33 protein-coding genes and 1 tRNA gene are annotated in these 26,346 nt (G+C 52.2%); 18 read left to right on the forward strand and 16 right to left on the reverse strand.

Annotation, left to right across the window (positions count from 1 at the left end):
* Positions 1-45: 45 nt before the first annotated feature.
* Positions 46-122, reverse strand: a tRNA-Val gene (locus Q9292_RS07295).
* 96 nt (positions 123-218) lie between these two features.
* On the opposite strand from Q9292_RS07295, the gene Q9292_RS07300 reads away from it, so the two are divergent.
* Complete coding sequence (locus tag Q9292_RS07300; protein ID WP_313986413.1) at positions 219-887, forward strand: 2OG-Fe(II) oxygenase; 669 nt, start codon at positions 219-221, stop codon at positions 885-887.
* A gap of 1 nt (position 888) precedes the next feature.
* Here Q9292_RS07300 and Q9292_RS07305 read toward each other — a convergent pair whose 3' ends face one another.
* Genes Q9292_RS07305 through Q9292_RS07320 form a run of 4 tightly spaced genes read right to left on the reverse strand, consistent with a single transcriptional unit; the run spans position 889 to position 4,429 of the window.
* Positions 889-2,112 (reverse strand): lytic murein transglycosylase, encoded by a 1,224-nt coding sequence (locus Q9292_RS07305; RefSeq protein WP_313986415.1) that lies wholly within the window; start codon positions 2,110-2,112, stop codon positions 889-891.
* Complete coding sequence (locus tag Q9292_RS07310; RefSeq protein WP_313986417.1) at positions 2,105-2,941, reverse strand: NAD-dependent epimerase/dehydratase family protein; 837 nt, start codon at positions 2,939-2,941, stop codon at positions 2,105-2,107. The genes Q9292_RS07305 and Q9292_RS07310 overlap by 8 nt, the downstream gene beginning before the upstream one ends.
* Before the next feature lie 9 nt (positions 2,942-2,950).
* Positions 2,951-3,541 (reverse strand): NUDIX hydrolase, encoded by a 591-nt coding sequence (locus Q9292_RS07315; protein WP_313986419.1) that lies wholly within the window; start codon positions 3,539-3,541, stop codon positions 2,951-2,953.
* Between the two features lie 51 nt (positions 3,542-3,592).
* On the reverse strand, positions 3,593-4,429 hold the full coding sequence (locus Q9292_RS07320; RefSeq protein ID WP_275355893.1) for a neutral zinc metallopeptidase: 837 nt from the start codon (positions 4,427-4,429) through the stop codon (positions 3,593-3,595).
* Positions 4,430-4,508: 79 nt separating this feature from the next.
* Here Q9292_RS07320 and Q9292_RS07325 point away from each other — a divergent pair, with 79 nt between their 5' ends.
* Genes Q9292_RS07325 through Q9292_RS07355 form a run of 7 tightly spaced genes read left to right on the forward strand, consistent with a single transcriptional unit; the run spans position 4,509 to position 10,122 of the window.
* A complete protein-coding gene (locus Q9292_RS07325; RefSeq protein ID WP_275355895.1) occupies positions 4,509-5,102 on the forward strand; it encodes a riboflavin synthase in 594 nt (197 codons plus the stop codon).
* On the forward strand, positions 5,102-6,208 hold the full coding sequence (ribBA, locus tag Q9292_RS07330; protein ID WP_194748240.1) for a bifunctional 3,4-dihydroxy-2-butanone-4-phosphate synthase/GTP cyclohydrolase II: 1,107 nt from the start codon (positions 5,102-5,104) through the stop codon (positions 6,206-6,208). The genes Q9292_RS07325 and ribBA overlap by 1 nt, the downstream gene beginning before the upstream one ends.
* Before the next feature lie 25 nt (positions 6,209-6,233).
* On the forward strand, positions 6,234-6,839 hold the full coding sequence (locus Q9292_RS07335) for a YqgE/AlgH family protein (RefSeq protein WP_313986423.1): 606 nt from the start codon (positions 6,234-6,236) through the stop codon (positions 6,837-6,839).
* The gene (ruvX, locus tag Q9292_RS07340) at positions 6,832-7,335 is read left to right on the forward strand and encodes a Holliday junction resolvase RuvX (RefSeq protein ID WP_313986425.1); all 504 of its coding nucleotides are present in this window, start codon (positions 6,832-6,834) and stop codon (positions 7,333-7,335) included. The genes Q9292_RS07335 and ruvX overlap by 8 nt, the downstream gene beginning before the upstream one ends.
* Before the next feature lie 12 nt (positions 7,336-7,347).
* Positions 7,348-7,881 carry a bifunctional pyr operon transcriptional regulator/uracil phosphoribosyltransferase PyrR gene (gene pyrR / locus Q9292_RS07345; RefSeq protein ID WP_313986427.1) on the forward strand — a complete coding sequence of 178 codons (534 nt, stop codon included), beginning with the start codon at positions 7,348-7,350 and terminating at the stop codon, positions 7,879-7,881.
* Entirely contained in the window at positions 7,874-8,830 is a 957-nt protein-coding gene (locus Q9292_RS07350; RefSeq protein WP_194748244.1) for an aspartate carbamoyltransferase catalytic subunit, read from the forward strand. Before pyrR ends, Q9292_RS07350 begins: the two co-directional genes overlap by 8 nt.
* Entirely contained in the window at positions 8,827-10,122 is a 1,296-nt protein-coding gene (locus Q9292_RS07355; protein WP_313986430.1) for a dihydroorotase, read from the forward strand. Before Q9292_RS07350 ends, Q9292_RS07355 begins: the two co-directional genes overlap by 4 nt.
* Positions 10,123-10,171: 49 nt before the next feature.
* Here Q9292_RS07355 and Q9292_RS07360 read toward each other — a convergent pair whose 3' ends face one another.
* Positions 10,172-11,335, reverse strand: a complete 1,164-nt coding sequence (locus Q9292_RS07360) for a PilT/PilU family type 4a pilus ATPase (RefSeq protein WP_313986432.1) — start codon at positions 11,333-11,335, stop codon at positions 10,172-10,174.
* Between the two features lie 9 nt (positions 11,336-11,344).
* Positions 11,345-12,388 carry a type IV pilus twitching motility protein PilT gene (locus Q9292_RS07365; protein WP_313986434.1) on the reverse strand — a complete coding sequence of 348 codons (1,044 nt, stop codon included), beginning with the start codon at positions 12,386-12,388 and terminating at the stop codon, positions 11,345-11,347.
* Positions 12,389-12,454: 66 nt separating this feature from the next.
* Here Q9292_RS07365 and Q9292_RS07370 point away from each other — a divergent pair, with 66 nt between their 5' ends.
* Genes Q9292_RS07370 through Q9292_RS07380 form a run of 3 tightly spaced genes read left to right on the forward strand, consistent with a single transcriptional unit; the run spans position 12,455 to position 14,560 of the window.
* Positions 12,455-13,150: a YggS family pyridoxal phosphate-dependent enzyme gene (locus tag Q9292_RS07370; RefSeq protein ID WP_313986436.1), complete on the forward strand. Its 696-nt coding sequence runs from the start codon at positions 12,455-12,457 to the stop codon at positions 13,148-13,150.
* Positions 13,151-13,181: 31 nt separating this feature from the next.
* A complete protein-coding gene (gene proC, locus Q9292_RS07375; RefSeq protein ID WP_313986438.1) occupies positions 13,182-14,012 on the forward strand; it encodes a pyrroline-5-carboxylate reductase in 831 nt (276 codons plus the stop codon).
* 11 nt (positions 14,013-14,023) lie between these two features.
* Positions 14,024-14,560, forward strand: coding sequence for a YggT family protein (locus tag Q9292_RS07380; protein WP_275355914.1), 537 nt, complete (start codon positions 14,024-14,026; stop codon positions 14,558-14,560).
* A 71-nt stretch (positions 14,561-14,631) separates the two neighbouring features.
* Here the strand turns inward: Q9292_RS07380 and rng are convergent, their stop codons facing one another.
* Complete coding sequence (rng, locus tag Q9292_RS07385; RefSeq protein ID WP_228518766.1) at positions 14,632-16,104, reverse strand: ribonuclease G; 1,473 nt, start codon at positions 16,102-16,104, stop codon at positions 14,632-14,634.
* 40 nt (positions 16,105-16,144) lie between these two features.
* Positions 16,145-16,711: a Maf family protein gene (locus tag Q9292_RS07390; RefSeq protein ID WP_275356387.1), complete on the reverse strand. Its 567-nt coding sequence runs from the start codon at positions 16,709-16,711 to the stop codon at positions 16,145-16,147.
* A 176-nt stretch (positions 16,712-16,887) separates the two neighbouring features.
* Between Q9292_RS07390 and Q9292_RS07395 the strand changes: the two genes are divergently transcribed.
* Together Q9292_RS07395 and Q9292_RS07400 are read left to right on the forward strand one after the other, a co-directional pair.
* Positions 16,888-17,745, forward strand: a complete 858-nt coding sequence (locus Q9292_RS07395) for an ATP-binding protein (protein ID WP_313986442.1) — start codon at positions 16,888-16,890, stop codon at positions 17,743-17,745.
* Between the two features lie 3 nt (positions 17,746-17,748).
* The gene (locus Q9292_RS07400) at positions 17,749-18,708 is read left to right on the forward strand and encodes a Nudix family hydrolase (RefSeq protein WP_313986444.1); all 960 of its coding nucleotides are present in this window, start codon (positions 17,749-17,751) and stop codon (positions 18,706-18,708) included.
* A gap of 29 nt (positions 18,709-18,737) precedes the next feature.
* Here the strand turns inward: Q9292_RS07400 and Q9292_RS07405 are convergent, their stop codons facing one another.
* Positions 18,738-18,854 (reverse strand): phage integrase N-terminal SAM-like domain-containing protein, encoded by a 117-nt coding sequence (locus Q9292_RS07405; protein WP_313986446.1) that lies wholly within the window; start codon positions 18,852-18,854, stop codon positions 18,738-18,740.
* Between the two features lie 688 nt (positions 18,855-19,542).
* On the opposite strand from Q9292_RS07405, the gene Q9292_RS07410 reads away from it, so the two are divergent.
* From Q9292_RS07410 to Q9292_RS07425, 4 genes are all read left to right on the forward strand, one after another.
* Positions 19,543-19,896, forward strand: a complete 354-nt coding sequence (locus Q9292_RS07410) for a hypothetical protein (protein WP_313986448.1) — start codon at positions 19,543-19,545, stop codon at positions 19,894-19,896.
* Between the two features lie 107 nt (positions 19,897-20,003).
* The gene (locus Q9292_RS07415; RefSeq protein WP_313986450.1) at positions 20,004-20,390 is read left to right on the forward strand and encodes a hypothetical protein; all 387 of its coding nucleotides are present in this window, start codon (positions 20,004-20,006) and stop codon (positions 20,388-20,390) included.
* A gap of 1 nt (position 20,391) precedes the next feature.
* Positions 20,392-20,853, forward strand: coding sequence for a hypothetical protein (locus Q9292_RS07420; RefSeq protein ID WP_313986452.1), 462 nt, complete (start codon positions 20,392-20,394; stop codon positions 20,851-20,853).
* A 483-nt stretch (positions 20,854-21,336) separates the two neighbouring features.
* Complete coding sequence (locus tag Q9292_RS07425) at positions 21,337-21,558, forward strand: VF530 family protein (RefSeq protein WP_313986454.1); 222 nt, start codon at positions 21,337-21,339, stop codon at positions 21,556-21,558.
* 121 nt (positions 21,559-21,679) lie between these two features.
* On the opposite strand, the gene Q9292_RS07430 is transcribed toward Q9292_RS07425, so the two are convergent.
* From Q9292_RS07430 to Q9292_RS07450, 5 genes are all read right to left on the reverse strand, one after another.
* Positions 21,680-22,123 carry a copper chaperone PCu(A)C gene (locus Q9292_RS07430; RefSeq protein ID WP_313986456.1) on the reverse strand — a complete coding sequence of 148 codons (444 nt, stop codon included), beginning with the start codon at positions 22,121-22,123 and terminating at the stop codon, positions 21,680-21,682.
* Positions 22,124-22,142: 19 nt separating this feature from the next.
* A complete protein-coding gene (locus Q9292_RS07435; RefSeq protein WP_409934481.1) occupies positions 22,143-22,325 on the reverse strand; it encodes a DNA gyrase inhibitor YacG in 183 nt (60 codons plus the stop codon).
* A gap of 5 nt (positions 22,326-22,330) precedes the next feature.
* Positions 22,331-23,104 carry a cell division protein ZapD gene (zapD, locus tag Q9292_RS07440; protein ID WP_313986461.1) on the reverse strand — a complete coding sequence of 258 codons (774 nt, stop codon included), beginning with the start codon at positions 23,102-23,104 and terminating at the stop codon, positions 22,331-22,333.
* Positions 23,105-23,173: 69 nt separating this feature from the next.
* Complete coding sequence (gene coaE / locus Q9292_RS07445) at positions 23,174-23,776, reverse strand: dephospho-CoA kinase (protein WP_313986463.1); 603 nt, start codon at positions 23,774-23,776, stop codon at positions 23,174-23,176.
* 12 nt (positions 23,777-23,788) lie between these two features.
* Complete coding sequence (locus tag Q9292_RS07450; protein WP_313986465.1) at positions 23,789-24,661, reverse strand: A24 family peptidase; 873 nt, start codon at positions 24,659-24,661, stop codon at positions 23,789-23,791.
* Between the two features lie 214 nt (positions 24,662-24,875).
* On the opposite strand from Q9292_RS07450, the gene Q9292_RS07455 reads away from it, so the two are divergent.
* The gene (locus Q9292_RS07455) at positions 24,876-25,274 is read left to right on the forward strand and encodes a hypothetical protein (protein ID WP_194748262.1); all 399 of its coding nucleotides are present in this window, start codon (positions 24,876-24,878) and stop codon (positions 25,272-25,274) included.
* 63 nt (positions 25,275-25,337) lie between these two features.
* On the opposite strand, the gene Q9292_RS07460 is transcribed toward Q9292_RS07455, so the two are convergent.
* Positions 25,338-26,267: a polyprenyl synthetase family protein gene (locus Q9292_RS07460; RefSeq protein ID WP_313986956.1), complete on the reverse strand. Its 930-nt coding sequence runs from the start codon at positions 26,265-26,267 to the stop codon at positions 25,338-25,340.
* Positions 26,268-26,346 lie beyond the last annotated feature (79 nt).

Below are 26,346 nucleotides of genomic sequence, written 5' to 3' on the forward strand. Positions count from 1 at the left end.
GATAAAAACAACAAAAGCCGTTAATTATAACGGCTTTTTGAATTTTGGTAGTCGCGAATGGACTCGAACCATCGACCCCCACCATGTCAAGGTGGTGCTCTAACCAGCTGAGCTACGCGACTATTTTAAGATTGATCACATGGACTGCAATCAATAAGGTTGCGCATTCTATCCGAAAGCAAGTCGTTAGGCAATGGGATCACGCTTATAATATTGTCATGCAGATTTTTCAGTTGCCCATGGGCGCACCAATCACTACATTGACTGACACGCTCGTAGAGTCCCTCAGTGAACACCAATATTGCCTGATCGATCAATGTTTGCCGTCCGACACCATCGCCGCATTGCGCACGCTGGCATTGGCGCGCGACCAGCAAGGGCAGATGCATCAGGCGGGCACGAGTAAAGCCGCTATTAGCAATCCCAATCTTCGTGCTGACCGGATTGCCTGGCTGGAAGCTGACGACCCCAACCCTGCCTTGCAAGCCTACTTTAGCCTGATGGCTGAGGTACAACAGATGGCAAATCGTCACCTGATGATGGGACTGGCCACTTACGAAACCCATTTTGCCCTCTACCCTGCCGGTTCCAACGGCTACGCCACACACATCGACCAGTTCCGCCAACACGCCACCCAAATACCAAGCGGCGTCCGCAGCTTGACCGCAATTATCTATCTCAACGAGGATTGGCCAGAACAAGCAGGGGGTGCCTTGCGCCTGTATCTGGATGAACATCACCAGCCCCCGGAGCAAGATGCCAGACATCTGGATATCTTGCCGCTAGGCGGCCGACTCGTGCTGTTTTTATCCGCCAGATTCTGGCACCAGGTATTGCCCGCCATCCAGCCAAGAGTGAGCGTGACGGGCTGGTTTAAAACACGCTAAGTTACTGTGCCGTTTGCACGGGTGTCGTTAAACGGCTAAACAATTCGGCGCCTGCATAGCCATCTTGTGGCAACCCTTTACTCGCTTGATATCGACGGATCGCGGCCTGGGTTTTGGCACCTGGAAAGCCATCAGGGGCCCCACAATCAAACCCTTGCGCGTTTAATGACTCCTGCAACAGCCACATTTGCTGATAGCTTAGCGCAGGTGGCTCAGGCGGCAGCTGTAAGGTATAACTGTCCTGACGCAACTGCTGGCTGAGCAAACTCACGGCCAGCGCATAATTAATGGAACGGTTCCATTGCATGATGACGTCAAAATTGGGGAATACCATATATGCCGGACCATCAAAGCCCTGAGGCAATACAATCGACGCTTTTGGCAACGCCAGTGCGCTGGCTGGAACGCCCGCCACTCCGGCTTTCACCCACTCACTGACAGCTTTGGTCTGTTGCCATTGCGCCTGGCTATAATCAAAGCCCGCAGGCAAGGCGACCTGAAAGCTAACGGGCTGGCCTGGCTGCCAGCCCGCCTGCAATAAATAATTGGCGGCAGAACTGAAGATATCTGGATAAGAGTCCCAGATATCAATCTTGCCATCCGCGTCGGCATCCACCCCATATTTGAGCAAAGTGGATGGCATAAATTGCATATGCCCGGTCGCGCCCGCCCATGATCCCACCACCGGACTATCATAGCGTTGATCACGCTCGACCACACGCATCAGGTTCAGCAGTTCTTTTTTAAAGAACGCAGCGCGGCGCCCTTCAAATGACAGGGTCGCCAAGGCAGACGCTAACGGGATATCCCCGGTAAATCCGCCAAAATTGGTTTCCAACCCCCAGAAGGCCACCAGCACATCCCTGGGCACCTGATACAACTCTTCTACCACATAGAGAACGCCACCATAGTCCTGCATCATGAGTTTGCCCTTGCTCACCACACGCGGATTAATGCGGCGGTTCACATAGGCAGAAAAACTGGTGACGAATTCTGGTTGCTTGCGGTCAAGCTCAATCACGCGTGGCAAATAGACGACGCCTGTTAGCGTCGCGTCAACCGCGGCCGGCGCAATCTGCATCGTTAATGCTTCCTGGCGCAATGCCGTTAACCAGGGCTGAAAGCCTTCCGGCGACGCCTCTTGCGACGTACCTGCCTGTGCAGACAGGCCAAGCGCTGTCAGCAGCAAGCCAAGAAACAGTGTGAGAATATTTTTTTTATACATGATCCATTTTAGAGAGTATGGCTGCATAGCCTGCCTGATAATCAGCAAATAAAAACGGGTAACCAGATTGCTGCAAAAACGGGTTGCGAATCCGTTTACCGCGCTGCAAGTCACCGGTCGGGGTCACAGGCGCTGGCCGCTGCAGTTGCTGCGCCAGCCATTGCAACACCTCATGTTGTGGCACTGGCGCACCATCCGTCAAAATAATATGCGCTGGCAACGGCAGTGCGTGTTCAATTTGGCAGTAAAAATGCACCACCGCACCCGCAACGTCCAACTCATGAATACGGTTGGTCCATTGGATATGTTGTGGCCAGCGCTCAGGGGTTTGCAGCAACTTGAGCAGGTAAAGCCGTTGCGGGCCGTAAATGCCAGACACGCGTAACGCAGTATGCGAGCAAGGCAAATCATCCAGCAATTGCTCGGCGGCCAGGATCGTCTGGCCATTTTCTTCAGCCGGCATGGCAGGCGTATCATCATCAACCCACTGCCCTTGCTGCTCGCCATACACACTGGTACTCGAAATAAAAAACACATGCTTTAACGCGCGCTGATCCACATTGGCCAGCACATGCCGCAAGCCATCGACATAAGTTTGCCGATAGCTCTGCCCTGCCACGGGCGCCAGGCAATACAGCAGGATTTCCGGGGCCTGGTCTGCCAGGGCAGACAGGCCATTTGCAGAGACGACATCCAGGTAGAGGGCGGCTGCGCCGTCAGGCACAGACTGCTGAGAGCGCCTGACGATTGTCAATGCATACCCTTGGGCCAGGGTCGCCTGGGCAATCAGCTTGCCCAATGCACCACAGCCTATCTGCAAAACACGCATCGTGGCCCTTTACCGCGCCAGGCCAGGCAGAGGATGCTTGCGCAAGTAACGCTCGGCCATCAGCATGGCGGACATCGTCTTGCTATCGGTAATTTCACCGTCTTCAATCGCTTGCATAATGCGTTCAAACGGCCAGACCATCACGTCCATCGCTTCGTCGATATCTCTGGCATGATCGCCCAGTGAGAGGTCTGTGGCCAGATAAATATGAATCACCTCATTGGAATAGCCGATACAAGGATGCTGTATTCCCAGCTTGATCCAGTTTTTGGCCGCATAACCGGTTTCTTCAAGCAACTCACGCTGGCCTGTGGTCAATACCGGCTCACCTGCATCGATCTTGCCAGCGGGCAACTCTATAAACACCTGCTTGAGGGGATAGCGGAATTGGCGCTCTAGTACAACTTCACCGGCATCGGTGAGAGCGACTACGACGACAGCTCCAGGGTGCACAACATACTCACGACCGCTGATCACGCCGTTTGGCAAGCGTGCTTCATCGTAGCGGACGGTGAGCATTTTCCCCTGCGCCATCACCGCACTGGAAACCGTTGTTTCAATTAAATGTGCATCCTCATTGAGTACTGTTGCTTCTGTCATATTTCTCTTTACTTATTAACACTATTTTTATATTCAAGGTTAATTGAATGCTTAACTGTTGAAGGTATTGCACTGATTAAGGTCGCCAGACTGCAAGCCTTGCTTGAACCAATATACCCGCTGTGCAGAACTGCCATGGGTGAAACTATCTGGCACCACATAGCCTTGCGCCTGCTTTTGCAAGGCATCATCGCCAATAGCCGTTGCCGCCTGCAGCGCTTCTTCCACATCGCCGGCTTCCAGCACATGATACTGTTGATCAGCATAATAGGCCCAGACACCCGCATAGCAATCCGCCTGTAGCTCTAGTTTGACCGAATAGGCATTGGATGCGGCCTCAGACCCGGCCTGTTGCCTGGCCTGTTGTACCTTGGCTGAAGTCCCCAGCAGATTTTGCACGTGGTGCCCCACCTCATGCGCAATCACATACGCCTGTGCGAAATCACCGGGCGCTTTAAAGCGGTCTTGCAGTTCCTGGTAAAAACTCAAATCAATATAGACTTTTTGGTCTGCCGGGCAATAAAACGGCCCCATGGCCGACTGCCCCTGACCACACGCAGTGCTGGTCATGCCACTAAACAGTTGCAGATTGGGCGCCGTATATTGCCGTCTACTGGCGGAGAACTGTTGCTGCCAGATTTTCTCGGTACTCCACAGCACCTGAGAAACAAACTTCACCTTGGGGTCCTGGCTTTGCTCAGGACGCTGCGGCGACTCGGCCACAGGTTGGGCTTGCTGCGCCAGATTTAACACCAGCTGGGGATCGACGCCAAAATACATGGCGACCAGCACTAGTGCAATGGTGCCTATGCCGATACTGCGCCCACCAAAGCCGCCACCGCGGCGGTCTTCAACATGCTGACTTTCTTCCAAATCGTCCAGGCGCACAGAAACCCTCTATCCGTATGAATGAAAAATGTTGCGGGAATGTGATTACTTTAGCATGCAGCACTGATAAAATCACACCATGTTTACTGGGATTATTCAAACCGTCGGCAGGATTGCCGAAGTCGTTCCACATGGCGAAGATTGTGCATTACGCATAGAAGCGCCGTCTTTGGGGATGGAAGATGTGCAGTTGGGAGACAGCATCGCCGTCAACGGTGTCTGCCTCACCGTCACTGACTTTAATTCACGCAGCTTTCAGGTCATGGTATCCAAAGTCACGCTAGAGGTCACCACCGGCCTAAGCCAACCTGGGCCTGTCAACCTGGAAAAAGCCATGCGACTGGCTGACCGTCTGGGCGGCCATCTGGTGACCGGGCATGTGGATGGTATAGGCAGCATCACGGCACTGGAGTCCGTCGGCGAATGCTGGCTACTCAAAGTGCGCGCGCCTCATGCCATCAGCAAATACATTGCCAAAAAAGGCTCACTCTGCGTGAATGGCATCAGCCTCACCGTCAATGAGATTCAGCAGGATGAGGTCAGTATCAATTTGATCCCGCATACCATGCAGCACACCATGATGCAGCATGCCAAAGCGGGCGACCCGGTGAACCTTGAAATTGACGTGATTGCGCGCTATGTCGAGCGGATGCAAGCTTGGGAGCAGGAATAATGTCGGCGCAAATCAGTCCTATCGAGGCCATTATTGCCGATATCCGTGCTGGCAAAATGGTGATTCTGGTCGATGATGAACACCGTGAAAACGAAGGTGACTTTGTCATCGCCGCAGAATTTGTCACCGCTGAGCATATCAATTTTATGGCCAAATATGGCCGTGGTCTGATCTGCCTGACGTTGACCGAACAGCGTTGCCGTCAATTAAACCTGCCCCCTATGGTGCAAAAAAATGGCACGCGCCTGGGCACCAACTTTACCGTCTCGATTGAGGCTGCTGAGGGCGTCACCACGGGTATTTCGGCCGCAGACCGCGCCACCACCATCCGTGCCGCCATTGCCAAGCAGGCCAATGCAAGCAGCATTGTTAGTCCCGGGCATATTTTCCCGTTATCGGCGATGAATGGCGGTGTACTGGTGCGCGCAGGCCATACCGAGGCAGGCTGCGACCTGGCGCAACTGGCAGGCTGTGAGCCCGCCAGCGTCATCTGCGAAATCCTCAAAGACGATGGCGAGATGGCAAGGTTACCAGACCTGATGCAGGTCGCCGCCGAGCACAATATCAAAATCGGCACCATTGCCGACTTGATCCACTATCGTGCTGCACACGAAAGACTGATAGAACGTAGCGCAGAACGCGAAATAGAAACCGTGTTTGGCACGATGCGACTCATCGCCTATCGCGACCACATTGCCCAGGAAACCCATCTGGTGCTGATCAAGGGCCAGCCTGAGCAAAGTGATGAAGTGCTGGTGCGGGTCCATGAGCCGCTGTCGATGATAGACCTGCTTGATAGCAGCCACCAATCACATAGCTGGAATCTGCTCCAGGCCATGCGTACCATCAGCACGGCCGCGTGCGGCGTCATCGTACTCATCAACCATGATGAAGATGGCCTCGGCCTGACTGACCGTATTTTGCGGGCAGACCAAAAACTGGTCCTCAATCAGGAATTACGTAATTACGGTATCGGCTCACAAATCTTGCTCGACCTTGGCGTGAAAAAAATGCGCCTGATGGCTGCCCCGCGCAAAATGCCGAGCATGGATGGCTTTGGTTTTGAAATTACCGGATATTTGAGCGCTGAGGAAGCGCATGCATGAAACGCAGCCATAAAGCCTATCCCCAATGAGTGAGCAACTGACTTTGAATGACCAGACAAGCCGTCTGGACCTGACCGGCCAAATCCTGATTGCCATGCCAGCCATGCAGGACCCCTACTTCAGCAAAAGCGTGATCCTGATCTGCAATCACGACGAAGATGGCGCCATGGGCATGATCCTCAACCATCCCTTGCAACTGAATGTGGGCGACCTGTTTGAACAGCTGAAGATGGAGTGCCATGTTGCGCAACAACAGGCGCGCCCGGTGCATTTTGGCGGGCCGGTTCAGGTAGAACGTGGCTTTGTCCTGCATGCGCCAGCCACTGAATTTAATACCACTATGGGCTTGTCCGATAGGCTGGCCATGACCTCATCCAAGGATATCCTCGAAGCCGCCGCCCGTGATGAAGCGCCACAAGACATGTTTATTGCGCTCGGCTACACTGGCTGGGGAGCCGGTCAGCTGGAACAGGAAATCCAGGCCAACGCCTGGCTAACCCTGCCACTGGCTGATCACCACCAGCTGCACAAGTTGATTTTTAAATTACCCAGCGATGACAAGCTGTTCTGGGCCATGCAGCAATTAGGAGTGGACTTTGCCACCTTGTCCGAGGTTGCCGGGCATGCCTGATGCGACCAGGCTTGGCAAACAGCCACTTAACCAAAGCCATTTACCGATCACCCAGCGTCGCTATCCCGATATCACCGGCACCCTGCTGGCGTTTGATTTTGGTGAAAAACGCATCGGCGTGGCCGTCGGTGACACCCTGCTCAAACTGGCACACCCGCTGCTGACCATAGAGGCTGAAGACAACGCCGCCAAGTTTGCGCAAATTGAATCCTTGCTAAAAGAATGGCAACCGGCGCTGCTGGTGGTTGGGCTCCCCATGTCCCTGGATGGCGAGGCCCATGCCATGACGGCCTTGGCGCAAAAGTTTGCCCAGCGTCTCGAGGGCCGCTTTAACTTGCCGGTGGTGATGGTGGATGAACGCCTGTCGTCGGCGGAGGCCTCACAATCCCTGCGCGAAGCAGGCATCCGTGGCCGCGCGCAAAAGCAGATGCTGGATCAAGTTGCCGCCCAAACTATATTACAATCTTATTTTGATGCTTATCATGCACGTAAGTAGCACTGGATACTCATGACTTTACCTGATCCCGAACAATTACTTGATCATCTGTACGCTCAACTCAAACCGCGTATTCAGGCGGAAACGGCTCTGGTTGGCATTTATACGGGCGGCGTCTGGCTCATGCAAAAATTGTTGCAGCGCTTGCAGGCCGAGCTGGGGCAAGACATTGTGCATGGCAAGCTGGATGCAGCCATGTATCGCGATGATTATGCGCAACGTGGCCTCAAAACCGCTGCGCAGCCCGCGCAAATTCCATTTGATGTAAACGGCAAACACATCATCCTGATTGATGACATTTTTTATACCGGCCGTACCACACGTGCCGTCATGAATGAATTATTTGATTACGGCCGTCCGGCTTCGGTGCAATTGGCGGTACTGATTAACCGTGGTGGTGCCCAACTACCGATCCGCCCCGATATGACTGGCGCCGATCTGCCATTGCAGGCCAATCAATCGTTTGAACTGGCAATCAATACTCAGGGCAAACTGCACCTGAGCATTGCCACCACGGCAGCGAATGGAGTGGATGCCCATGTATAACCCGCAACTCAACGCCCAGGGCCAGCTGCAACACTTGCTAAGCATCGAAGGTCTGCCCAAGCGCATCCTGACCGATATTCTGGACACCGCCGAAAACTTTGTCGGCGTTGCTGAACGCGAAGTGAAAAAAGTGCCGCTGCTGCGTGGCAAAACCGTCTGCAATATCTTTTTTGAAAACAGTACGCGTACGCGCACCACATTTGAAATTGCCGCCAAACGCCTGTCGGCCGATGTGCTCAACCTCAATGTCAGCACCTCTTCACAATCCAAAGGCGAGACCATTCTTGATACGGTGAACAACCTGATTGCCATGCATGCGGATATGTTTGTGGTCCGTCACCAGCAAAGCGGTGCCGCGCATTTCATTGCGCAACACGTGCCGCCACACATCAGCGTGATCAATGCCGGCGATGGCCGCCATGCGCACCCGACCCAAGGCTTGCTGGATGTATTCACCATCCGCAAATACAAGCCAGAGATGCACAACCTGCGCGTGGCGATTGTGGGTGACGTCTTGCATTCGCGCGTCGCCCGCAGTGAAATCCATGCGCTGACCACGCTGGGCGTCCCTGAAATCCGGGTGATCGCACCGCGCACCCTGTTGCCTGCCGATGTGGAAAAGCTGGGCGTGCAAGTGTTCCACAATATGGAGCAAGGTCTCAAGGACGTGGACGTCGTCATGATGCTGCGCCTGCAAAACGAGCGCATGTCAGGCGCCTTGTTACCCAGCTCACAGGAGTTTTTCCAGACCTTTGGTTTGACCCCTGAGCGCCTGGCACTGGCCAAGCCGGATGCCATTGTGATGCATCCGGGCCCGATGAACCGGGGGGTAGAAATTGATTCGGCAGTGGCGGATGGCAAACAATCCGTGATCCTGCCACAGGTCACGTATGGGATTGCAGTACGCATGGCGGTGATGGCAATTCTTGGAGGAGGCAACGCCGCATGAATATCCTGATTACACAGGGCCGCTTGATAGATGCCAGCCAGCAGCTGGATCAGGTGCAAGATCTTTATATCAGCGCAGGCAAGATTGTTGGCATGGGTGCAGCGCCCCAAGGTTTCCAACCAGACCAGACATTGGATGCCGAAGGCAAATGGGTGTTACCTGGCCTGGTGGATTTGTGTGCGCGCCTGCGAGAACCGGGCAGCGAATACAAAGCAACCTTACTAAGTGAGTTACGCGCCGCCATGGCGGGTGGCGTCACCAGTCTGGCCTGCCCGCCAGATACCGACCCGGTACTGGACGAGCCTGGCCTGGTCGAGATGCTCAAGCACCGAGCGAAATCGCATGCCCTCGCCCATGTCTATCCACTGGGCGCAGTCACACGGCAACTTGAAGGCCATTTACTCACAGAAATGTTCGCCCTGACCGCTGCAGGTTGTGTGGGCTTTTCACAGGCGGATACAGCGATTGTTGATACCCAGGTTTTGTGGCGGGCGTTTGAATATGCCGCAACCTTCGGCTATACGCTGTTTATGCGTGCAGAAGATCCTTACCTGGCAAAAAACGGGGTCGCCCATGATGGCGAAGTCGCCTCCAGACTGGGGCTCAAAGGCATCCCGGCGGCGGCAGAAAGCATTGCGCTGCAAACCATGCTGCGGATCGCCCAGGCCACAGGCGCCAAATTGCATATCGCCCGGGTCTCCACGGCTGAATCGGTTGAATTGCTCAGGCAAGCCAAACAGGCCGGCATGGTGGTCACGGCCGATGTCAGCATCCAGCACCTGCACCTGACCGATATGGATATCGGCTTTTTTGACAGCATGGTACATCTGAAACCGCCTGTACGCACCCAACGCGACCGTGACGCACTACGTGCTGGCTTGCTGGATGGTACGCTAGATGCAATTTGTTCGGATCATACGCCAGTCGATGATGACGCCAAAGCATTACCGTTTGCCGAGTCGCACCCTGGTGCCTCAGCGCTTGAGCTCTTGCTGCCACTGACCTTGAAATGGTCTGCGCAGGCCAAACTGGCCCCCTTGCAAGCCCTGGCCAAAGTCACGCAAATCCCCGCGCGGATTCTGGGTGTTAATGCAGGCACTTTGCAAACGGGTGCCACGGCCGACGTAGTGATTTACGACCCGGAAATGGAATGGCGCGTAGATGGTCGCGCCCTGCTCAGCCAGGGCAAGAATACGCCATTTGTGAATCACAGCCTGACCGGCAAGGTCACTGCCACCATTACGCAGGGCAATCTGGTGTTTCAACAGGAAACCGTGCAGCTTACAAGATGAGTGCTGCATGCATGCCGGATGCCTACCCGGCATGCCTGTTGAATAAGGTTTACAAAATATCCAGATCCGAAATCTTGCTGCGTTCCTGATTTTCCGGGTTGGCGACTTTGCTGTTGAGTTTAAACTTGAGTCGCAAGTCGTTGACAGAGTCGGCATTACGCAAGGCGTCTTCGTAACTGATCTGGCTGGTTTCAAACAGGTCAAACAAGGCCTGATCAAAGGTCTGCATGCCAAGCTCTCGGGATTTGGCCATGACTTCTTTAATACCGTGTACATCACCTTTATAAATCAGGTCTGAAATCAGCGGTGAATGCAGCAGGACTTCGACGGCAGCCACCCGGCCCGAGCCATCCACTTTAGGAATCAACCGTTGTGAGGCAATACAGCGCAGGTTGAGCGACAGGTCCATCAGCAATTGCTGCCGGCGCTCTTCGGGAAAAAAGTTGATAATGCGGTCCAGCGCCTGGTTGGTGCTGTTGGCGTGCAAGGTGGCCAGACACAAGTGGCCGGTTTCAGAAAAGGCAATCGCGTAATCCATGGTTTCACGGTCGCGGATTTCACCGATCATGATCACATCAGGTGCCTGACGTAGCGTGTTCTTGAGCGCGGCGTGCCAGTTGTCCGTATCCACGCCCACTTCGCGCTGGGTGACAATGCAATTGCGGTGGCTATGCACAAACTCTACCGGGTCTTCAATGGTGATAATGTGCCCATAACTGCTTTCATTGCGGTGCCCCAGCATGGCGGCCATCGAGGTCGACTTACCTGAGCCCGTGCCGCCAACAAAAATAATCAGGCCGCGCTTTGCCATCACCACATCCTTGAGTACGGGCGGCAAATTCAAATCATCAAATTTGGGGATATTGGTATTGATCACCCGAATCACCAAACCTACGGCACTGCGCTGCACAAAGGCATTGACGCGGAAACGGCCCACCGATGGCATGCTGATCGCAAAATTGCACTCCATGGTTTCTTTAAATTCTTGCGCCTGCTTGTCATTCATGACAGTACGCGCAATTTCGGCCGTTTGCTGGGTGTTCAGGGTTTGCGTGGTAATCGGCGTCAACTTACCATCAATCTTCATGGCAGGCGGAAAGCCTGCGGTAATAAACAAATCCGAGGCTTTACGCGTGACCATGAGCTTCAACAGGTCATTAATAAATTTCTCGGTTTGCGCGTGATCGGCACCGGTCTGCATGCTGCTATCCATCTTTAATATTTATCCGATAATGCCATCACGGTTAGCCGCTTTGGTACGCGCCTCATCGGCGCTGATGACGTTGCGTCGCACCAGATCTTGCAGATTCTGGTCCAGCGTTTGCATGCCCACACTTTGGCCCGTCTGAATTGCCGAATACATCTGCGCGATCTTGTTTTCGCGAATCAGGTTACGGATGGCGGGGGTTCCGATCATGATTTCATGCGCAGCCACCCGGCCCTGCTCGTCTTTGGTTTTACACAGGGTTTGCGAGATCACTGCGCGTAAAGACTCTGAGAGCATGGAGCGCACCATTTCTTTTTCTGCCGCCGGGAACACATCGACCACCCGGTCTATGGTCTTGGCCGCAGAGCTGGTATGCAGGGTCCCAAACACCAAGTGACCGGTTTCGGCCGCAGTCAGCGCCAGGCGGATCGTTTCCAGGTCACGCATTTCACCCACCAGAATCACATCCGGGTCTTCACGCAAGGCTGAACGCAGCGCGTTTTCAAACGACATGGTATGCGGCCCGACTTCACGCTGGTTAATCAATGATTTTTTCGAGGTATGCACAAATTCGATCGGGTCTTCTACGGTCAGGATATGCGACATCTGGGATTCATTGATGTAATCAATCATCGCCGCCAGTGTGGTCGATTTACCGGAACCGGTCGGCCCGGTCACCAGCACAATGCCTCGCGGCGTATCGGCCAAATCTTTGAACACACGTGGTGCGTTAAGCTCTTCCAGCGTCAGCACCTTGCTTGGAATGGTACGGAATACCGCACCGGCACCGCGTTGATGGTTAAACGCATTCACCCGGAAACGCGCCAGATCAGGGATCTCGAATGAAAAATCGCATTCCAGCTTTTCTTCATACACTTTGCGCTGGCTGTCATTCATGATGTCGTACAACATGTTATGTACTTCGGCATGATCCATGGCTGGCAAGTTGATTTTACGCACATCGCCATGCACGCGTATCATCGGTGGCAAGCCGGCAGACAAATGCAAGTCCGAGGCTTTGTTTTTAACTGAAAATGCCAATAAATCTGAAATATCCACAATCCACTCCAGTGATTATTTATATAATGTTATTTTTTACCGCGACCCTGCACTGTATTGCCTCCCATGACTGATATCGCTGACAATCTGGCCCTGATACGCCAACAATTGGCACAGGCATGTGAAAGTTACCAAGCCAAACAAAGCGTGACCCTCTGTGCGGTCAGCAAGGCACAACCGGCATCTGCCCTCAGGGAGGCCTACCAGGCCGGACAAACCGTTTTTGGTGAAAACTATCTGCAAGAGGCCCTCGCCAAGCAACAGCAACTGCAAGACTGTGCAATAGCATGGCATTTTATTGGCCCGATTCAAAGCAACAAAACACAGCCGATTGCCGCGCATTTCGATTGGGTGCATTCGGTGGACCGCCTTAAAATTGCACAACGCTTGTCTGACGCGCGCCCTGCAGACATGGCGCCTTTGAATATTTGCCTGCAAGTCAATATCAGCCAGGAATCAAGCAAAAGTGGTGCCAGCGCTCAAGAGGTGCTAGATCTGGCTTTAAATATCAGGCAGTTACCGCGCTTGCATTTGCGTGGCCTGATGGCGATTCCGGCCCCCGTGGAAGATTTAGACCAGCAACGTGACCAATTTCGGCAGGTACGGGCCCTGTTTGATCACCTGAATGCGCATGACTTGCAGCTGGATACCCTCTCCATTGGCATGAGTGGTGACTTTGCCGCAGCCATTGCCGAAGGTGCGACGCTGGTGCGCATCGGCACAGCCATTTTTGGCGCCCGCCCGCCCGCGCAAACCCGATAACGACTCAGTTTAAAGAAGGAACTTGAATACCATGCAATCACTGTCAGCCACCCGCATCGCCTTTATTGGCGGCGGCAATATGGCACAAGCCCTGATGATAGGCCTGCAACAACGAGGCTTTGCCATGTCGCACATTACCGTGATTGACCCAGACACCAGCAAACATGCCGCGCTACAAGCCAAATTAGGCGTGCAAACCAGCGCGGCGCTGTCGGAAGCCTCACTGGCGGCTGAAGTTGTGGTGCTGGCGGTCAAACCACAGCAATTGCAGGCGGTGGCCGACTCGCTGGCTCCCTACTTACAATCACAATTGGTGATCTCAGTTGCCGCCGGCATCCGCACTGGCGACTTGTGCCGCTGGTTAGACGGCTACCAGACGCTGATTCGCACCATGCCCAATACGCCTGCGCAAATTCAGGCGGGCATTACTGGCGCTTATGCCCTGCCAGCCGTCTCAGCGGGCCAGCGTGACGTTGCCGACCAGTTGTTGCAAGCGGCGGGTGAAGTGGTTTGGCTAGAAGCTGAAGACCAGCTGGATGCGGTGACCGCGATTTCAGGCAGTGGCCCGGCTTATGTTTTTTTGATGATAGAAGCACTCACCGCAGCAGGGGTCGCTTTAGGACTCAGCGAAGCCCAGTCACAACAACTCAGCCTGGCCACATTCAAAGGCGCCAGCTTGCTCGCAGCCTCGAGCCCTACCCCTGTGGCGACCCTGCGTGAGCAAGTGACCTCCAAGGGCGGCACTACCGAACAAGGCCTGCTCAGTATGCGCGAGCACGATATTCATGGCATGATGCAACATGCCGCGGCACAAGCAGCACGCCGCGCCAAAGAACTCGGCGATCAATTGGGAGCACAATAATGTTGCAAAACATGACAACTTTTTTACTGAATGCAGTATTTGGTATTCTGACTTTTTTACTGGTATTGCGTTTTTTAATGCAGTGGACAAGGACCTCGTTCCAGAATCCGCTGGGGCAAATGGCCATGGCGCTGACTGACTTTATGGTCAAGCCTGCCCGCAAACTGATTCCCCCTGCCCGACAGCTGGATTTATCAACCCTGTTGCTGGCCTGGCTGGTACAAGTAATTCTGTTCGCCTTGCTGACCTTGCTTGTAGCCGCCCCAGTGTCCCCGGTGTTTTGGTTCTGGCAGGCCTTTGTCGCCGTCCTGGGGCAAATGCTGGATGTGTTTTTTTACGCCATTTTGCTCATGGCCATTTTAAGCTGGATCAATCCATACAGCCCGATTTATGGCGTGCTGAACCAGTTATCAGCGCCTATCCTCAATCCGTTGCGTAATGTTTTGCCTTCGATTCAGGGATTCGATTTTTCCGCGCTGGTCGCCTTGCTGTTGTTGCAAATGCTCAGCCGTATCGTGCTGCCAGGGTTGGCGGGCGGCATGCTGTAACACGCATACGCAGTGCTGCGCATCTCGCGGACGGCCTTATCTCTGGCCGTCCTCTCCAGAACAACAATTTTCTAGACCCAAACGATATCAAACTCTTCGCGGCCGTATTGCGTATCCGGGTGCAGCGACACCGGCCGTTTGATAAAGTCTGACAGATTGGCCAGGCTTTGTGACTCTTCATCGCCCAGCATATTGATCACCTCGGGCGAGGCCAGAATCTTGAACTCTTTGGCATTTTTAAACTGCTTGGACTCACGCAATAACTCACGCATGATTTCATAGCAAATGGTCTGGGCGGTCTTGAGCTCACCACGCCCCTGGCAAACCTGACACGATTCACACAGCAAATGCGCCAGGCTCTCGCGCGTCCGTTTGCGCGTGAGCTCCACCAGCCCAAGGGCAGAAAACCCGTTCACATTAATCCGCGCACGGTCCAGCGTCACAGCACTGCGCAACTCTTCCAGCACTGCCGCACGTTGTGCATCCTCATCCATATCAATAAAGTCGATGATAATGATGCCGCCCAGGTTACGCAGGCGTAGCTGACGAGCAATCGCTTGCGCCGCCTCCAGATTGGTTTTGAAAATGGTATCAGACAGGTTTTTACCACTGACAAAACTGCCGGTGTTCACATCCACCGTGGTCAGTGCCTCAGTCTGGTCAAAAATCAGGTAACCGCCTGATTTGAGCTCCACCTTGCGCGCCAACGCCTTTTCGATTTCGTTTTCAATATCGTAAAACTCAAACAGCGAGCGTTCGCCTTTGTAGTGCGTCAGCGGTTTTACCGCGTGCGAAACATAAAGCTCGGCAAACTCTTTTAGCCGCTCAAACATCTCGCGCGAATCGACACGGATGCTGGTGGTTTCGGTACACACCACATCGCGCAAAATGCGTCGCGGCAAACTCAGGTCATAAAAAATCAGCGAGCGTTCACCGACCTTGGTGCTCTCGGTCTGGATTTTTTGCCACACTTTGCGCAAATACTCGATGTCGGCCAACAACTCCTGATCGGTGGCGTTTTCTGACATGGTTCGGATGATATAGCCACCTTCGCGTGCTTCAGGCAACAAGCCGAGCAACCGATTGCGCAAAAACTCGCGTTCTTCTTCGTGATCAATGCGCTGCGATACGCCGATATGCTTCTGGTAAGGCAGATAGACCAAAAAACGGCCGGCAATGCTGATTTCAGTGGTCAGGCGTGCGCCTTTGGTGCCTATCGCCTCTTTAATCACCTGGACGATAATCGACTGGCCTTCATGCAACACCTCCTGAATCGGGCGGTCGGTTTTCACCGCGCCCTCCTCGGTATGACATTCCATGATATCGGCCGCATGCAAAAAGGCCGCACGCGGCAGGCCGATCTCGACAAAGGCAGATTGCATGCCAGGCAACACGCGCACAACAGTGCCACGATAAATATTACCGACAATCCCCAGTGAAGAGGCGCGTTCAATGTGCAACTCCTGGACGATGCCCTGCTCCAGAATCGCCACGCGCGTTTCCTGCGGCGTGACGTTAATCAATACTTCCTGTGCCAACGACATAGTGCTTATCCAATCCCGAATCTATTTTTTTGATAGCAGTTTACCATGCGTTCAGCAGCTGCGCCGTTTCATGCAGCGGCAAACCCATCACCCCGCTATAACTGCCCTCAATGCGCGCAATCCAGGCCCCGGCACGGCCCTGAATGCCATACGCCCCGGCCTTGTCCATGGGCTCCCCAGAAGCCACATAGTCTTGTAGCACAGCCAATGGTACAGACATCATATGCACCCGCGTGGTACTCAACAAGCACTGCGCTTTACCCTCGTGCATCACCGCCACCGCCGTGTGCACCTCATGCAAGCTGCCACTTAGCCGCGTCAGCATAGCCAGCGCTTCCGCCGCATGCGCCGGCTTGCCCAATATCTCGTTGCCTAGCGCGACCGTGGTATCTGCCGCTAGAATCGGCAACCCGCGGTGACCATGCTCTGCATGGATCGCTTTTGCCTTGGCTAGCGCCAGGCGCTGCACATACCGGGCAGGATCTTCTCCCGGCCAACACGACTCATCAATATCCGCGGGCATGATGTCGCAGCTTACGCCCAATTGCGCCAGTAACTCGACGCGGCGTGGGCTACGCGAGGCCAAAATAATCTTGCGATTGTTCATCATTCTCTGTCTTTATCAAATGCAAAACATCCAGCGCTGAGCACCAACTTGGGCTGCCAATCATTAAAACGCTATTATGGCTTATTCCAACCCCGGTTTAGCGAGACTTTGCAAGTTTCGCTAGCCCCGGCCGCTTTGTGTACAATACCTTCTCGTTTCACACTTGCAGCCTCGCCATGAATGCCATCGAACAGCTGATACAGCGCGCCGACCAACTGATTACAAGACTTGAGCACCTGTTGCCCACCCCACCTGCTGAGCCAGACTGGCAAGCCGTGGCCTGGCGCTGGGTCAAGCACAACGGACAAGGCCAGTTACAAGCCGTCGAGCATCCACACCAGATTCTGCTGGACGATATCCGCTTTATAGACCGGCAAAAAAATGAGGTGGTGCGCAATACGCGCCAGTTTCTTCAAGGCCTGCCCGCCAACCACGTGTTGCTGACAGGCGCACGCGGCACCGGTAAATCCTCGCTAGTAAAGGCCGTGCTCAACACTTACGCCAGTGAGGGCTTGCGTCTGATAGAAGTCGAAAAACAAGACCTCACAGACTTGCCACAAATCACTCAATTGATACGCCAACGCCCGGAAAAGTTTATTATTTTTTGTGATGACCTCACCTTTGAAGCCAACGACATCGGCTATAAAGCCCTTAAAGTCATCCTCGATGGCTCGATTGAAAACGCCTCGTCCAACCTGCTGGTCTACGCCACGTCTAACCGCAAAAACCTGATGCCGGAATATATGTCTGACAATCAACCGATTGTAGATAGCGGCGAAATCCGCCAGAACGACACCATAGACGAAAAAACCTCGCTGGCAGAGCGCTTTGGTTTATGGCTCTCGTTTTACAGTTTTGACCAGGACGAATATCTCAATATTGCCGCCCACTGGCTGCACACCTTTGGCATCACGATGGATGAGACAGCCCGTCATGCCGCCCTGCAGTTTTACCATACGCGTGGCGCCCGCAGCGGCCGTGTCGCCTACCAGTTTGCCAAAGACTACGCAGGCCAACTGCAACTGAAATCCTGAGCCATGACAAAACTCGTCCAAGTCGCCGTCGCTATTCTGATCCGCCCCAATGGCGAATACCTGCTCGCCAGCCGTCCCAACGGCAAAGGCTGGGCTGGCTGGTGGGAATTCCCAGGCGGCAAAATCGAATCTGGCGAAACACCAGAAAATGCCTTGATCCGAGAATCGCAAGAGGAACTCGGCATTACCCCCACCCAGATTCAACCCTGGATCAAACGCCGCTACGACTACCCGGCCACGCATGACGCCGAAGCCAAAACCGTGTTGCTGCACTTTTTCTTTGTGCATGCCTGGCAAGGCGAACTACAAGCACGAGAAGGTCAGCAGTTTGCCTGGCAGCACCCACGCACACTCAACGTCAGCCCGGTGCTGCCTGCCAATGCACCGATCATGCAAGCCCTCAGCCTGCCGCCGGTGTATGCCATCAGCAATCTCCAGGAAATGGGTGAACATACATTCTTGCAAGCGTTAAAGCAGCAGCTCGACCAAGGCCTGCAATTGCTGCAAATACGCGAATCACAGCTTGATGACGCAGCCCTCGCCAAATTGAGCGAGGAAGTATTACAGCTATGTGCGCCTTACGACTGCCGCTGCCTGCTCAACGGCAGCCCAGAACAAGCATTGCAAATCGGCTACCAAGGTGTGCATTTAAATAGCCAGCGCCTGATCGCGCTCACACAAAAACCGGATAACTTGTTAGTAGGTGCCTCTTGCCATAACCGCGTAGAGTTAGCGCAAGCACAATCATTACAACTACACTTTGCAATGCTCTCCCCTGTGCTACCGACAAAAAGTCACCCTGAAGCAACTGGACTAGGCTGGGAGCAATTTGGTGAAATGTTAAATGGGCTTGAAATTCCAGTGTATGCACTAGGTGGGATGCATTTTGAACATGCATCGCAGGCGCAATCCTGTGGTGCGCGCGGCATTGCCATGCAACGTGTGATTTGGCAAAAAAGATAGATATTTAACAAGGCATGGCATCCAAAGTGCTAGAACACCCTGATACAAAACAACAAAGCAGATAGTGCCTGATTTTGTGTACTGGCAGAAACATTCCCCTCAACCGCCAGATGAGATAAAAAAGCTTCAACTTCTTTGCCACCCATCTCTTTTGGATGCCGCTTGTGATGAAAGAAAATGTACCGCTATGCCTATTGTAAATATTGCGTTTCCGTACGAATACTGTGATGATTAAGACGTATCTTTTCACGCATTAACGTTGGTAACTTTGGTGGGTGTGTTTTCTGTTGCAAATGTGAACCAGTCATGTAAATTGACCAATAAAAAACGAATATAAACACTAAGTTACTTGAATAATCAACAAAAGAAAACAAATGTTAATGCTAAGTTATACGCCGATTTCGGTGTCTACATTACTTTAGGCATTACGAATGATTGTTGATCCAAATGAGACGCTAGCTGAAAGTTTTTAAGCATTCGTTTAACTCAATTGGTATTTTATGGGTTGCTGTCGTTTTTTTAAATGCCATTGGTTTTGTTTTTGGTCTATTAACTCAAACTGTTATCGCATTTGGCAAAGGCACTTCATCTACTGTTAGTTATTGCGAAAACCCAATTGCTTTCATCATTATTATGTCCATTCATTTTTCCTTTATAGTTTGGTTTTTAGCTAAGCTCACAAAACCATCAAGTTAAGAATAATATGCCTAACCCCTCAGTCAAGCAGGACTGGCGAAAAAGAGCTTTTATGAAATGTTTATTAATAACGAGGGTTGAGCCGCCATTGTCGCCAGCCCATTACTTCAAACGTTAGCCACCTAACAGGGAATAACCATGGAAATAACAAAAAATTATTCATATGTTCACGTTACCTCAAGTGCAGGTGAGTCATACGACGTTGGCCCCTTTGAAGTTTCTGGCGCTTTAAGGTTTAGTGATAGTGACGCTGCTATTGATTGGATTTATAAGCAAATTGGACTTATTAAAATTCAACACCCTGATGCATCGTTAATAAAACATCGATGGAAATATAGCCAAAAATCTGGGGGCATCTTCGGTGAAGACGCTGTAGTTGACATAAAGGTTGAAATAGCTGAGTTTTTCTTTGAAATTCATCCGCTCAAAACACCCAAATATGCAAATGTAATTGATGAATTAATTGAACGCGACGAATCAAAAAATGCTTAACAATTTATCTCATCAGGCTAACCCACCCATCAAGCGGGACGCGCTAAAGTGCGTCCCTTATGTCAAACGTTAGCCAATCACTTATCAACACTGAGAAGAGGAAACATATGGCAGAAAGAGAAGAAATATCCAAAGAGGAGCTAATTAGGGCTCTTCTTGCAAGCAGAAGCCGCCGAGAGGTCGAGCCGACTGCTGACCTCATTAAAAAACTCAAAAATCTACACTTTGAGTACGCAAGCAACGCGAACAGGTTCAAACCGGGCGACCTGGTCGTCTGGAAAGATGGGATGCGCAACAAAAAGATGCCAAAAAATGGGACCCCCGCCATTGTAATTGAGCACCTTGCAACCCCCATCATCAGCAACACCGATAACGCAGGCTCCGCCTACTACCGTGAACCGCTCGATTTATTAGGCGGCTTTATTGATGAGGAAGGGGATTTCGTCATCTACCATTTCGACTCGAGGCGTTTCAAGCATTTCGAAGGAGATTGAAATGTCAGCCAACGATAAAATACAAAATGACCTCGAGCAAAATATAAACAACAAGAATGACACAACCACCTTAGATCAAGCCTTTCGAGCAAACGACAACGATCAAATACTTAATGACGTAAAAAATAACACAAAGCTAATCAAAGTATTAAGCCAGAATCTGGTAATAATCAGCGTTGACAAAATCAGGCTTGCATACACCGATCACATGTCGCACAGAAGTGTTCGCGACGCTTGGTTAGGGCCAGCCGGCATCCTTGTGTCTATGCTACTTACCCTAGTGACGGCCAGCTTTTCGGATGCCTTTGGTATTGCAGGTGCGACATGGAAAGCCCTGTTTATATTTGGTGCAATTTCGGCCGCCATTTGGACGGCAAAATTAGCCTACAAGGCTGCCACATCAAAACCCGTTGACGTTGAGTCATTTATAAAAAAGATAACTGTTGATGAGCCGAATGGCTAACTGGCGGTTCAACACGGACGCCAACATTGGCAATGCCTTCGGCATTTTTATGGCCCAGTTGGTACCCTACGTGCTACGCGCTCCGGCGCTGGTTAACTTGGGCTTACAAAGGCTTCCCCATTTTAAGCTATACCTAATATGCAATGTTTTGTGTGTTTTAAGTTTTTCAGCGCATAAGTATTCTTTGCTGTAGCCAGTATTGAGCGAGAAGGTGAAAGACTGTAGTACTACAACCGGTCATATTGGGCATGATTGGCCCGGACCCTGATGAAAGACGCGCGTCGGGGCATCATTCGTTAGTCGGCATTATCAGCCCCCTAGAAATAATCAGGCACGTCCGGCGGGTCCCACCCGCTACACATCAACGCTGGCAGTTAAGCTCTGATGCAACTAGTTGCATTCAAAATAAGGTTATTAAGGGATTAAACACATAAAGTGCTACCATGGGGCTATCGACTGATCTTGATATGGCTTTTTTTTCAAATGAACACAGAACAACCGAACAATCCATTGCACGGTATCACTCTTGCAGAAGTGGTTGAACAATTAGTGGCGCATTACGGCTGGGAGGCGCTGGCGACAAGGGTTAATATCAACTGTTTTAAAAATGACCCTTCAGTTAAATCTAGCCTGAAGTTTTTGCGCAGAACGCCTTGGGCAAGGGCTGAGGTGGAGGCGTTGTTTTTGCGGACGTTTTCAAACTAAATCTGGCACTGCTCTGCCGAGATATTTGCAATTTGCGCGCGCCCATCTTCCTATCGTATAAAACAAAACAGCCAGCAGATGCTGACTGTTGCGGGTAGTTCAATGATCGACAAGAAAGTGATTATGGGACGGCCTTGACCGGCATGGTAATAAATTGATCAGTGATTTTTCCCTGCTTATCTTTAAAGCACAGTCTGAATTTCACCTGCTCGCCAGCTTTAAATGGCGTGGGCAATTCAAACAGCATCAAATGCAATCCACCTGGCGCCAGCTTGACGGGCTTGCCCGCAGGGACAGGCAACGCTTCCATACTGCGCATTTTCATGACACCGTTTTGCATGGTCATGCTGTGCATTTCTACGCTCTCTGCACGCTCGGTTTCAATGTAAACCAGAGTGACGTCTTGCGGGCTGGTGAGCGTGAGGTAGGCGGCTCCGACGGACTGGCCTGGATTGGAGGCACGTACCCAGGCATCGGTGAGTTTGACTTCTGCATGTGCAAAGGCCGTGGAGGCTAACAGGCACAAGCTCGCGAGCAGTTTCAGGCAGAGGTATTTTGTTTGCATACTTAAATCCAGTCTCAGATTATTCTGGCTCGTATAAGTCTGGCGGCGTGCTATCGGGGATGCGAAACTTTTCCGAAGCCCAGTCGCCCAGGTCCATCAGTTTGCAGCGTTCGCTACAAAAAGGCCGGAATGCATTCGCCGGCGAGTATTCGGTGGTCTCGCCACATGACGGACACGCCACTTTGCGGGGTTTAACTGCCACTTGCGTCAATTGTGACTGGCTCCGGTAAAGTTGCAGACGATCATCTTGAATGGGATATCCTGTTCACAGCCTTTGGGGCGTTGCACAAAGTCCAGCTTTTGAAAGCGGATGTTGATCGCATATTTGTTGGCACTGACTTCCGGGAAGCATTCTTCATGGTCAATTTCAATGCGCAACAATTGGGCAGGTTTGTGTCCAGAAAGCTGTTGCTGATAGGCGCCATGATGTGCAACCAGGGATAACACCTGCCCACTGCCACGCAACAACTGCATAATCAGGCTGATGGCTTCGTACATCGGCATCAAGCGGGATAACCACTGTGTAAAATCTTGCTTGCGGCGCTCTACACTCAGGTAAAGCCAGTGACGGTATGAGGGCAAGTCAAACTCGCAGACACCGCCTGGAATACTGGTCCGCTGCTTGACGCTCATGAGCCAGTCATTGTCGCGCAAGGTTTGGCCGAGCTTTTGATGATCGGCTCGCAGGGTGGTGGCGCAACGCTCCAGATTGTTTACGGTGCTTTCGAGCGCCTCTTGGTCGATATTGGGATTGTGTTGCAGCAGGGAAAGCTGGACTTTATGACGGTCCAGCTCTTGCAGCAAATCTACCTTGAGATCACCACGATCAATGACATCCAACACTTGCAGCATGGAAATCAGCGCCACATGATGACTGACCTCGTGACCAATGGCAATGTGATGCAGCATCTTGTTGAACAGGTCTTCAAGACGAAGATAGGTTCTGATGCGCTCGTTAAATGGAAATTCGTAGCTCGACACGGCAGCCTTTTCTGTCAGCTGATACTTGAAAAGTATGCAATAAAAGTTTGATTATGAAACCCTTTTAACTCAGAGGCAAGTTTTAGAGAAATTTTTGTGAAATTGCAGCACTTTTTGCTGTAAATCGGCGAGTGTCAGCTGGTTTTCAATCACGGTATCCGCCATCGCTAGCCGCGCCTCTCGCGGACTTTGCGACGCCATGATGGCTTGTGCCATTTCGGCAGAGAGCTGACTGCGTTGCATGACCCGCTGCAATTGCGTCTCCTCATCGCAATCGATCACCAGTACATGATCTATCATGGACCAATCCTCGCGGCTCTCGACCAGTAATGGGATCGCCAGAATCACATACGGATGACTGGCATACTGGGCAATTTGCTGTACGGCCTCAGCACGGATCGCCGGGTGCATGATCTGATTCAGTTGTTCGAGGGCCTCTGGGTGCTCAAACACGTGCGCGCGCAGTGTTGCCCGGCTGAGACGTCCATCTGCCTCAAACATGTGGTCACCAAAAGCCGCCCGCACCGCTTGCATGGCCGGACTGCCGGGTTCACTCATGGCGTGCGCAATGTGGTCCAGATCCACCACAGGCACGCCTAAGGCAGAAAATGCTGCACACGCCTCGCTTTTACCACTGCCGATACCGCCGGTCACGGCCACCACTTTTGCCATGTGCTGCTCCCGTTAAGGCACTAAATAATAAGCGGCCAGAGTTTGCCCATAAAACAGGGCTGCGATGCCGCCCAGGGCTAAAAAGGGACCAAAAGGAATCGCAGTTTGGCGGGTTTTGCCTTTGAGCAGAATCAAGCCGATGCCGATCACACTACCGACCACCGAGCTCAATAAAATGACCGCGGGCAGCAGTTGCCAGCCGAACCAGGCACCGATCGCAGCCAGCAGCTTGAAATCACCGTACCCCATGCCCTCCTTGCCTGTCACGAGTTTAAACAGCCAGTAGACCGCCCACAACACCAGATAACCGGCCATGGCGCCGATCACGGCTGACGAGAGATCGGTAAACCCATCTTTGAGGTTAAGCAACAGCCCCAGCCACAACAGCGGCAAGGTAATGTCATCAGGCAACAGTTGCGTATCAAAATCAATAAAGGTCAATGCGACCAGCGCAAATACAAATGCCAGTGCAAACAAGGTCAAATGGCTATAGCCATATTGCACAGCCACCGCAACCGACAGGCCGCCGGTCAGCAATTCAACCAACGGATAACGCATTGAAATCGGCGCATGACAGGCTTTACAGCGTCCGCGTAAGAATAGATAGCTGATCACAGGAATATTCTCGAGTGCCGTAATCTGGTGTCCGCAATGCGGGCAGGTCGAACGCGGCACCACAAGATTGTATTTGGGGTGATCAGGCACCTCTTGCCCCTGCAAATCGAGACAGCTTGCCTGCCATTCACGCTCCATCATTTTGGGCAGACGATGAATCACTACATTGAGAAAGCTGCCAACTAGCAAACCAAATACCAGACAGGCGGCTTGCAGGGCATGAGGCTGCGTGCGCAGCAGACTTAAAACAGGTTCAAGGATTTCGTGCATGATGCCGATAACAAAGATAAGGTTGCTGCATCATCTCATCGTTGATGCCCATAGGCAAGGCTGACAAAGTGCAAAACTGCTTTAAAAGCGCATTCTTCTGGCTTGAAAACTGTTTGCAAGTCACCATTTATGTGTAAGATGGTCATGACACAGCAACTTGAGTGGTTTGCGTCTGTGTGAAGTGGCATCTGTTATCTATAGAAGGAAGTTGCCTATGTCTGATCAAATCAAATTTACATCGCCAACCGAAGTTGAGTTGAACGAGGTTGAGCATCCTGCTTGGGATGAGCCAGTGATTTGTCGAGTAGAAGTCGATTTACCTGGATGGCTCACCAAACTGACCGGACAATCACACTGGGAAGTCTACAGTGAAGAAGAAGAGGAAAACTGCGTAAGCTTTGCGATGCGCTCTTCGAATCATCATCGTTTGCAAAAAGCGATGGCGTCAGCAGAGAGCGACCTGCAGGCAGAGGTGACCTTGTATCACAACGGCTATGCCGTCGTCGATGTCAATGGAAAATCCTTGTTTGATGGTGCATTGACCCATGCGACCAACGACTGCGCGCGACTCAGCTACTACCACATGAGTGGCGAGCCTATCGCCCTGAATTAACCCGGTGTTTGGTTCAGCCGGTATCTTTTAGGTGGTGTCGCCTGCGTACAAGCAGGCGACACCTTAATGTTGCCGGTTGACCGAAAACTGGGCCAAATCCAGCAAAGCCTGTTTGGCGGGCGTCAGTTCAAAAATGGCCAGTGCTTCACAGGCCTGTTCTGCTTCTTTTTGCGCCACGGCGCGTACATAATCAAATGCCTTCACGGCATGCAAAATCTCCAGCACGGCATCTAGCTGGGTGACCTGCCCTTCTAACAAGGCCTGCTTGACCAAGTCCGCTTGCGCGGTTGGCGCTTGCTGGATGGCATACAACATTGGTAAGGTCACTTTTCCCTCGGCCAGGTCATTGCCCAGGGTTTTGCCAATTTTTTCGCTGTCACCGGTTAAATCCAGCACATCATCTATGAGCTGAAAGGCCGTACCCAAGTGCATGCCATACTTGGCCAGTCCCTCTTCTTGCGCGACGCTGGCCTGACACTGCACCGCTCCCAGGCGGGTCGCCGCTTCAAACAGCTTGGCGGTTTTAAAATGAATGACCTGCAAGTAATCCTGCTCGCTAACACCAATATTGCGCACATTGAGCAACTGTAGCACTTCGCCTTCGGAAATCACATTGGTGGCATCGGCCAGGATTTCCATCACACGCATGTTTTGCAGCCTGACCATCATCTGAAAGGAACGTGAATACAGAAAATCGCCGACCAGCACGCTGGCAGGATTGCCATACACATGATTGGCGGTAGATTTGCCTCGACGCAGTTCAGAAGCATCAACCACATCATCATGCAATAAAGTGGCTGTATGAATAAATTCGACAATGGCTGCCAGAGCATGGTGGTCCGGTGTTACACGCCCGGCCAGATCAGCTGCCATCAACACCAATGTCGGACGCAAGCGTTTGCCACCACTATGAATGATGTATTCCGAAATTTGATTAATCAGCGGAACTTGGGATGACAAAGACTGGCGAATAACGGCATCCACCTGCTGCATATCGCCTGCAATCCGCGCCAAACAAGCCTGAAGAGACACTGAAACACCAATTAAATGAAAAGCTGAAGCATATCATACC

It is taken from the genome of Methylophilus sp. VKM B-3414, from assembly GCF_032248435.1.
Taxonomy (GTDB): Bacteria; Pseudomonadota; Gammaproteobacteria; order Burkholderiales; family Methylophilaceae; genus Methylophilus; species Methylophilus glucosoxydans.

Coding starts and splice junctions, on each gene's coding strand:
- Q9292_RS07300 (WP_313986413.1), top strand. CDS start 219: ATGCAGATTTTTCAGTTGCCCATGGGCGCACCAATCACTACATTGACT.
- Q9292_RS07305 (WP_313986415.1), bottom strand. CDS start 2,112: ATGTATAAAAAAAATATTCTCACACTGTTTCTTGGCTTGCTGCTGACA.
- Q9292_RS07310 (WP_313986417.1), bottom strand. CDS start 2,941: ATGCGTGTTTTGCAGATAGGCTGTGGTGCATTGGGCAAGCTGATTGCC.
- Q9292_RS07315 (WP_313986419.1), bottom strand. CDS start 3,541: ATGACAGAAGCAACAGTACTCAATGAGGATGCACATTTAATTGAAACA.
- Q9292_RS07325 (WP_275355895.1), top strand. CDS start 4,509: ATGTTTACTGGGATTATTCAAACCGTCGGCAGGATTGCCGAAGTCGTT.
- ribBA (WP_194748240.1), top strand. CDS start 5,102: ATGTCGGCGCAAATCAGTCCTATCGAGGCCATTATTGCCGATATCCGT.
- Q9292_RS07335 (WP_313986423.1), top strand. CDS start 6,234: ATGAGTGAGCAACTGACTTTGAATGACCAGACAAGCCGTCTGGACCTG.
- ruvX (WP_313986425.1), top strand. CDS start 6,832: ATGCCTGATGCGACCAGGCTTGGCAAACAGCCACTTAACCAAAGCCAT.
- pyrR (WP_313986427.1), top strand. CDS start 7,348: ATGACTTTACCTGATCCCGAACAATTACTTGATCATCTGTACGCTCAA.
- Q9292_RS07350 (WP_194748244.1), top strand. CDS start 7,874: ATGTATAACCCGCAACTCAACGCCCAGGGCCAGCTGCAACACTTGCTA.
- Q9292_RS07355 (WP_313986430.1), top strand. CDS start 8,827: ATGAATATCCTGATTACACAGGGCCGCTTGATAGATGCCAGCCAGCAG.
- Q9292_RS07360 (WP_313986432.1), bottom strand. CDS start 11,335: ATGGATAGCAGCATGCAGACCGGTGCCGATCACGCGCAAACCGAGAAA.
- Q9292_RS07370 (WP_313986436.1), top strand. CDS start 12,455: ATGACTGATATCGCTGACAATCTGGCCCTGATACGCCAACAATTGGCA.
- proC (WP_313986438.1), top strand. CDS start 13,182: ATGCAATCACTGTCAGCCACCCGCATCGCCTTTATTGGCGGCGGCAAT.
- Q9292_RS07380 (WP_275355914.1), top strand. CDS start 14,024: ATGACAACTTTTTTACTGAATGCAGTATTTGGTATTCTGACTTTTTTA.
- rng (WP_228518766.1), bottom strand. CDS start 16,104: ATGTCGTTGGCACAGGAAGTATTGATTAACGTCACGCCGCAGGAAACG.
- Q9292_RS07390 (WP_275356387.1), bottom strand. CDS start 16,711: ATGAACAATCGCAAGATTATTTTGGCCTCGCGTAGCCCACGCCGCGTC.
- Q9292_RS07395 (WP_313986442.1), top strand. CDS start 16,888: ATGAATGCCATCGAACAGCTGATACAGCGCGCCGACCAACTGATTACA.
- Q9292_RS07400 (WP_313986444.1), top strand. CDS start 17,749: ATGACAAAACTCGTCCAAGTCGCCGTCGCTATTCTGATCCGCCCCAAT.
- Q9292_RS07405 (WP_313986446.1), bottom strand. CDS start 18,854: ATGGGTGGCAAAGAAGTTGAAGCTTTTTTATCTCATCTGGCGGTTGAG.
- Q9292_RS07410 (WP_313986448.1), top strand. CDS start 19,543: ATGGAAATAACAAAAAATTATTCATATGTTCACGTTACCTCAAGTGCA.
- Q9292_RS07415 (WP_313986450.1), top strand. CDS start 20,004: ATGGCAGAAAGAGAAGAAATATCCAAAGAGGAGCTAATTAGGGCTCTT.
- Q9292_RS07420 (WP_313986452.1), top strand. CDS start 20,392: ATGTCAGCCAACGATAAAATACAAAATGACCTCGAGCAAAATATAAAC.
- Q9292_RS07425 (WP_313986454.1), top strand. CDS start 21,337: ATGAACACAGAACAACCGAACAATCCATTGCACGGTATCACTCTTGCA.
- Q9292_RS07430 (WP_313986456.1), bottom strand. CDS start 22,123: ATGCAAACAAAATACCTCTGCCTGAAACTGCTCGCGAGCTTGTGCCTG.
- coaE (WP_313986463.1), bottom strand. CDS start 23,776: ATGGCAAAAGTGGTGGCCGTGACCGGCGGTATCGGCAGTGGTAAAAGC.
- Q9292_RS07450 (WP_313986465.1), bottom strand. CDS start 24,661: ATGCACGAAATCCTTGAACCTGTTTTAAGTCTGCTGCGCACGCAGCCT.
- Q9292_RS07455 (WP_194748262.1), top strand. CDS start 24,876: ATGTCTGATCAAATCAAATTTACATCGCCAACCGAAGTTGAGTTGAAC.
- Q9292_RS07460 (WP_313986956.1), bottom strand. CDS start 26,267: ATGCAGCAGGTGGATGCCGTTATTCGCCAGTCTTTGTCATCCCAAGTT.